Source organism: Synechococcus sp. OH2 (genome assembly GCF_047462155.1).
In the GTDB taxonomy this organism is placed as follows: domain Bacteria; phylum Cyanobacteriota; class Cyanobacteriia; order Thermostichales; family Thermostichaceae; genus Thermostichus.
This window is the reverse complement of sequence record NZ_JANSIR010000059.1, coordinates 20,631-27,213: the sequence shown is the minus strand read 5'-3', so window position 1 is coordinate 27,213 and position 6,583 is coordinate 20,631. Positions and strand designations below refer to the sequence as shown.

Sequence of the window (6,583 nt, the reverse complement as noted above, 5' to 3'; positions counted from 1 at the left end):
TCATCCCTCACCCCATCTCCCAAATCCAAAGGAATCCCAAGATCCCCAAGCCTACGCCCCAACCTGGCTCACCATGGGAGTAGAGATACCTAGGGGGTACGGCTATGGTTTTGGCAGAACAGCTCTCGACAAAACCGCTGACCGACGACGAACTGCGCAAAATGGACGCCTACTGGCGGGCCGCCAACTACCTGTCGGTGGGGCAGATTTACCTGATGGACAACCCGCTGCTGCGGGAACCCCTCAAGCTAGAGCATGTGAAGCCGCGCCTGCTGGGGCACTGGGGCACCACACCGGGGCTGAATTTTATCTACGTGCATCTCAACCGCATCATCAAGCGGGAAAACCTCAACATCCTCTACATCACCGGCCCCGGCCATGGCGGCCCCGCTCTGGTGGCCAACACGTACCTGGAGGGCACCTACAGCGAGGTGTACCCCAACATCAGCCAAGACGCCGAGGGCATGCGCAAGCTCTTCAAGCAGTTCTCCTTCCCCGGCGGCGTACCCAGCCACGTGGCCCCGGAAACCCCCGGCTCCATCCATGAGGGGGGAGAGCTGGGCTATGCTCTAGCCCACGCCTTTGGGGCAGCCTTCGACAACCCCGATCTGCTGGTGGCCTGTGTAGTCGGGGATGGAGAAGCCGAGACCGGCCCCCTGGCCGCCTCTTGGCACTCCAACAAATTCCTCAACCCCATCCACGACGGGGCGGTGCTGCCGATTCTGCACCTCAATGGCTACAAGATCGCCAACCCGACGATCCTGGCCCGCCTCAGCCGTGAAGAGCTGCAAAGCCTGTTTGTGGGCTACGGCTACAAACCCTACTTTGTCGAAGGCTCCGAGCCAGCCCAGATGCACCAGTTGATGGCCGCCACTTTGGACACGGTGATCCACGAGATTCAAGAAATCCAGCAGCACGCCCGCAGCAAAGGGGATCCTACCCGTCCGCAGTGGCCGATGATCATCCTGCGCACCCCCAAAGGCTGGACGGGCCCCAAAGAGGTGGACGGCAAAAAAGTAGAGGATTTCTGGCGCTCCCACCAGGTGCCACTGGCGGATCTGGCCAAGAACCCGGAGCACCTCAAGCTCCTGGAAGAGTGGATGCGCAGCTACAAGCCAGAAGAGCTCTTCGACGAAAACGGCCGTTTGCGGCCCGAGCTGCAAGAGCTGGCCCCCAAAGGGGAAAAACGCATGGGTGCCCTGCCCCACGCCAACGGCGGCCTGCTGACGCGGGAGCTGAAAATGCCGGACTTCCGCAACTACGCCGTAGACGTCCCGCGCCCTGGCACCACGGAGGCCGAGGCCACGAAGGTGCTGGGACAGTTTTTGCGAGATGTAATGAAGCTCAACCCCCACAACTTCCGCCTCTTTGGCCCCGACGAAACTGCCTCCAACCGCCTGAACGCCGTGTTTGAGGCCAGCGACCGCACCTGGGTGGCGCCTATCTACGACTACGACGAGCACCTCTCCCCCGATGGACGGGTGATGGAGATCTTGAGCGAGCACGTCTGTCAGGGCTGGCTGGAGGGCTACCTGTTGACAGGCCGCCACGGCTTCTTTTCCTGCTACGAGGCCTTCATCCACCTGGTGGACTCGATGTTCAACCAACATGCCAAGTGGCTGAAAACCACCCGGCACATCCCTTGGCGGCGGCCCATCCCCTCCCTCAACTACCTGCTCACCTCCCACGTGTGGCGGCAGGATCACAACGGCTTCAGCCACCAGGATCCCGGCTTTTTGGATCACGTGGTCAACAAAAAAGCCGAAATCATCCGCGTCTACCTGCCGCCGGATGCCAACACCCTGCTCTCGGTGGCCGACCACTGCCTGCGCAGCCGCCACTACGTCAATGTTATTGTGGCGGGGAAACAGCCGGCCCTGCAGTACCTGGACATGGATGCTGCCATCAAGCACTGCACCCAGGGCCTGGGGATCTGGGAGTGGGCCAGCAACGATCAGGGCTCGGAGCCGGATGTGGTCATGGCCTGCTGCGGCGATGTGCCGACGATGGAAACCCTGGCGGCGGCGGACTTTTTGCGGCAGCACCTGCCGGATATCAAGATCCGGGTGGTGAACGTGGTGAACCTGATGAAGTTGCAGCCGCCCAGCGAACACCCCCACGGCATCAGCGACAAGGAGTTTGTCAGCATCTTCACCCCCGACAAGCCCATCGTGTTTGCCTTCCATGGCTATCCTTGGCTGATTCACCGCCTCACCTACCGCCGTCCCAACCACCACAACCTACACGTGCGCGGCTACAAGGAGGAAGGCACCACCACCACTCCCTTTGACATGTGCGTCCTCAACCAGGTGGATCGCTTCAACCTGGCCAACGACGTGTTGGAGCGGGTGGAGCGCTTCAAGTACCGGCGGGATCACGTCCAGCAGTTGATTCGGGACAAGCTGGTGGAGCACAAGCAGTACATCTGCAAGTACGGCGAGGATCTGCCGGAGGTGCGCAACTGGAAGTGGCCCTACTAGGGGATCCTTCGCCTCTGGGCCTCCGGCAGGGTAGAGTTTTCTTAGGCTCTCCTGCCGGAGTTTTTTGAGGAGTTGGGCTGGAGGTTAAGGGGGTGAGGAGTTCAGAAAGGGCGGATGCGGATACGCTTCCCGCTCTGGAAGAGGCGGCCTGGGGAGGGATGGCCCTCTCCTGGGTTCTGGGCCTGGCCCTCTCGGCGTTGGTCATCGGGATCCGGCCCCAGGTGGCCGTCCCCTTTGGATTGAGCGTACTGGGATCGGCTATGCTGGGATCCCTGCTTCTCCCAGCCTTGCGGCGCTGGAAGGCAGGGCAGGTCATTCGCGAAGAGGGGCCCCAGTCCCACTACAAAAAAGCGGGCACGCCAACCATGGGTGGCCTTAGCTTTTTGCCCGTAGGGCTGCTGGTAGCTGGCATCGGGAGCGGCTGGGATCCCCAGTGGCTGGCGGGGGCGCTGCTGACTCTGGCCTACACCTTGGTTGGCTGGCTGGACGATTGGCTGGTTATCCGGCAGCGCTCCAACAAGGGGTTGTCCCCCAAGGTGAAGCTGTTGCTCCAAGTTGGGGTTGGCCTGGCTTTTTGCGGCTATCTAGCTTGGCAAGGGATCCCTACCGTTCTCACCCTGCCGGGAATAGGTGCCCTCTCCCTGGGCTGGCTGTTCTGGCCTTTGGCTTTGTTTGTGTTAGTGGGAACCAACAACGCCGTCAACCTCGCCGACGGCATGGACGGTCTGGCGGCAGGGGTGGTGGCCCTCGTCCTGGCAGGGCTGGGGCTGATGGCAGCGGATCCCGTTTTGGCGCTCGTGGCTTTTGCCTTGAGCGGTGCCTGTCTGGGCTTTCTGGTGCACAACCACCACCGGGCCCGCCTGTTTATGGGGGATACCGGATCCCTGGGCTTGGGAGGCGCTCTGGCGGGGCTGGCCCTGCTGGGGGATCAGCTCTGGGCCCTGGCCTGGATGGGCGGGATCTTGGTGGTGGAAGCCCTGTCAGTCATCCTGCAGGTGGGCTACTTTCGATACACCAAACGCAAGACCGGCCAAGGCAAACGGCTGCTGCGCATGTCTCCCCTCCACCACCATCTGGAGCTGGGGGGCTGGTCGGAGGTGCAGGTGGTGGGGTGCTTCTATGGGCTAACGGCGCTATTGGTGGGGCTGGGCTGGGCCTGGTGGCACTGGGCCGGAGCTTGAGAGGCAGAGGATCCCGGCGGACTGCAGCTCCCACTTCCCGTGCAGGGGCCGAGCTCCCAAGCCGAGTTTGGGACTATCTTCTCCTCTACTCTCCAGCGCCCTCTGAGGAGCCAGAGTGCAATGGCTGTAACTTTTTTGGACTATTTTGAAAAGTTTGAAAGGGTATTTCGGGCCGCCTGCCCGGCTGCCTAAGGCTGCAAGATCATCGACCAAAAGCCGCTCTCTTCATTCCAAAAGGGCGCCAGCGACTCTCCCACCACGTTCGGCCCCCAGTAGCGAGCGGTTCCATCCAAGGTAAAAGCCACCACAATATCTCCGGGGCCGATCTGCAGTGGCTCCTCGCCCAAACTCAGCACCAATCCCTCACTACCCCCTTCTCCGGGCGCAAAGTCCCAGTGGGCCGTTTCTGGGTTGAGCAGCCGTCCGCCGCTGCGCATCAAGATCACCAGCCGAATCGGGTGAGGGGTGCGATTGCCGACTCGAAAGAGTCCTGTGCGGGTGGAGGTGGGGAAGGCAGATTCTGAGGGCAGGGCAGGAGCTATATTCTCTTCAAGGGAGCCTTGTGGGGATTTTAACATCGGCTGGGCTGTCAGCTCCTGAACGGGAGCCAGACCCCAAACCAAAGCGACAGCCAACCCCAGGGATCCCTGGCGCAGCTTGTTCTGCAAAGCTCTGGCCAACAAGGGCTTGCCGGTCAAAAAGAGAGGAGCAACAGCTTGGGCAATGCGCTTAGCAAATGAGAGGGCGGAAATAGACATCAGAGGTACCGCAACCAGGAAGGCTAGGTATCGGCTGGAGACAGAAGCTGAGGGACTCCTACCCCCCAGGAGGGGAGCTCCAGCTGCCGTCAGACGGCGTCGCTCCGGAGGGTGGGAGATTGTTCATTTGCGCTAGCACATCTATTCTCTTCAATATTCTCCCGGAAAGTCTCCCGGAAAGCGAGGGGAAAAACGGCTTCCCTGCCCCCTGCCCAGGTCGGAGCCGGCTGGGATCCCTTCTAGGGGTTGACCGCTCGGCATTGCCAGCCTTGCGGACTGCGCTCGTAGACGGTTCGCAATTGGGGGTAGGTTGCATCCCCCTTGAGCTGGAGGTGATCCACCTCCGTTGGATCCAACAGCAATAGGACAAATGTCGGCGGTGGCAAAGAAGCCTTTTCGGGGGGCAGCTCTCCAACAAAAGCCTCTGGTGGGGCAAGAGGGCCTTTGGGTTCCGGCCAGAACCAGAGCAGCCGTCCTTTTTCAGAGATTTGCTGCCATACCTGTTGCCGCTGCTGCTGCGCCTGGGGATCCGGGTGGTCAGCGGCGATGGCCTCGAGAGTGCCGGCAATGCGAAATTGCTCGCGAGTTTTACAGAAGTACCAGCAGATCTGGGCCAGTGGGCAGTGGGCAATCTGGCAGATCTTCTCGCTGCGGCTGTCCACCGCCAACTGGATGCGGTCGGTATCCCGCAAAAATCCCCGGAAGACCACCGTGCGGTTACGCGGATGCCCCTGGGGATCCACTGTAGCCAGTTGCAAATAGCGTACACCGGGATCGCTGCGGTTGCGGTGCAGGGCCGCCTGGAGCAACATCCGCCAAGAGGGATCCCCCGCAGGGATATCCTTCAACTCGTTCATAGAGCTTCGCTGGTGCCCGCCGCAACTCTAGCCGGGAGGGGGAGGCGCTTCCGATTGCGGATCCCTGGTGCACCCCGGCGAGGACTCCGTGCGAGTAGCGCCAGCGGAATTGGGATCCGGTGCAGTTGGGTGGAGGGAATGAAAGTGGTGCTCCAGCCAGCCCTCCGTTGCCCCCTCAAAGCGTTCTGGCACCGGCTGCTTCACCGGCAATTTTTCGAACACTAGACTGAGATACTCGCTATACCAGGGGGAGCGAGCTTCCCGCACCTTGTGCCACACCGAGCGCGACATTAGCAGCGTCCGCTCCACGTCCTGGGCTCCCAGCTTGAGCAAAAATTCCTCCCGTTCCGGCTGGTAATCGGTGGAGGCCAAGGCCAAAGCCTGCGGGGGATAGGCTTGGGTGAGCTGGGCCATCTTGGCCATGAGCTCAGGATAGAGCCAGGTGTAAGCGGGGTGAACCGTGAGCTTGGCCACATGCGGCTGCTGCCCCGTCCGATCCAACTTCAGGTTGAAATAGCCGATAGCGGTTTTCCGCTCAGGCTCATAGACACACATCTCCACCCGTTCCGTTTGGCTGATGACGCATTTGGCCTGATCCAAGAGCCAATCCAGCGGGCTGGTGCGAAAATCGCTCACGTCGCGGTCGTACACCTGGCGCACAGTGGCCGGCATGGATCCCGTATCCAGTTGGTAGATGGCGTAGGCATCCCGGTTGGTCACCGGCACCAAGTTGGGCAGCTTGGGCTCGTGCTGGCTGAGAGCGGCAAGGATCTCAGGTGGAATCGACCAGTAAGTAATCTGAACCAGTGGTTGGAAGCCATTGTGTCGGTAGAGGGCCATCGCCTCCTTGTTGTGGATGTTCACCTCCAAGATCCAGGTGCGAGCCTCGCGAAAGTGCTCCAGGCAGTGCTTGAGCAGCCGGGATCCCACCCCCTGCCGCCGCGCAGAGGGCACCACAGCAATGTGATCCACCCGCCAGGTGCTGCGGGAATGGTTAAAGGGAGAAACTTGAATGACCCCCTGGATTTTGCCTTCCAGCTCCGCCACATGCACCGTAAACATGTGCTGAAAACGGTTGGGAAACAGGCTCAAGGTTTTCAGGGGGCCATACCACTGCCGTAACCGCCGCACTTGGCGACGAATGTCCACCGAGCGGCTGCTGTACTCTTCATCAAAAGCTTGCGCCAAAATCTCCTCCACCGCCTCCAGATCGCCCAGTTGAGCGGGGCGGAGAATCAGTTCGGGAGCCTCCCTAGGAGCTTTGGAATCCGGGTTGGGCTTTGCCGCAGGGTTGTCCATGCCAAAGT

Annotated in this window: 5 protein-coding genes; 2 read left to right on the top strand and 3 right to left on the bottom strand. The window is 61.1% G+C overall.

The window, feature by feature from the left end; genetic code table 11:
* Positions 1-104 precede the first annotated feature (104 nt).
* Positions 105-2,480, top strand: coding sequence for a phosphoketolase (locus NW835_RS04955; RefSeq protein ID WP_414370898.1), 2,376 nt, complete (start codon positions 105-107; stop codon positions 2,478-2,480).
* Positions 2,481-2,638: 158 nt separating this feature from the next.
* Entirely contained in the window at positions 2,639-3,661 is a 1,023-nt protein-coding gene (mraY, locus tag NW835_RS04950) for a phospho-N-acetylmuramoyl-pentapeptide-transferase (protein ID WP_414414670.1), read from the top strand.
* Between the two features lie 188 nt (positions 3,662-3,849).
* Here mraY and NW835_RS04945 read toward each other — a convergent pair whose 3' ends face one another.
* From NW835_RS04945 to NW835_RS04935, 3 genes are all read right to left on the bottom strand, one after another.
* Complete coding sequence (locus tag NW835_RS04945) at positions 3,850-4,419, bottom strand: hypothetical protein (RefSeq protein WP_414414667.1); 570 nt, start codon at positions 4,417-4,419, stop codon at positions 3,850-3,852.
* A gap of 239 nt (positions 4,420-4,658) precedes the next feature.
* Entirely contained in the window at positions 4,659-5,276 is a 618-nt protein-coding gene (locus tag NW835_RS04940) for an Npun_F5749 family FMN-dependent PPOX-type flavoprotein (RefSeq protein WP_414414666.1), read from the bottom strand.
* A gap of 27 nt (positions 5,277-5,303) precedes the next feature.
* Positions 5,304-6,583 (bottom strand): GNAT family N-acetyltransferase (locus NW835_RS04935; RefSeq protein ID WP_414414665.1); only part of this gene is annotated, 1,280 nt, incomplete at its 5' end.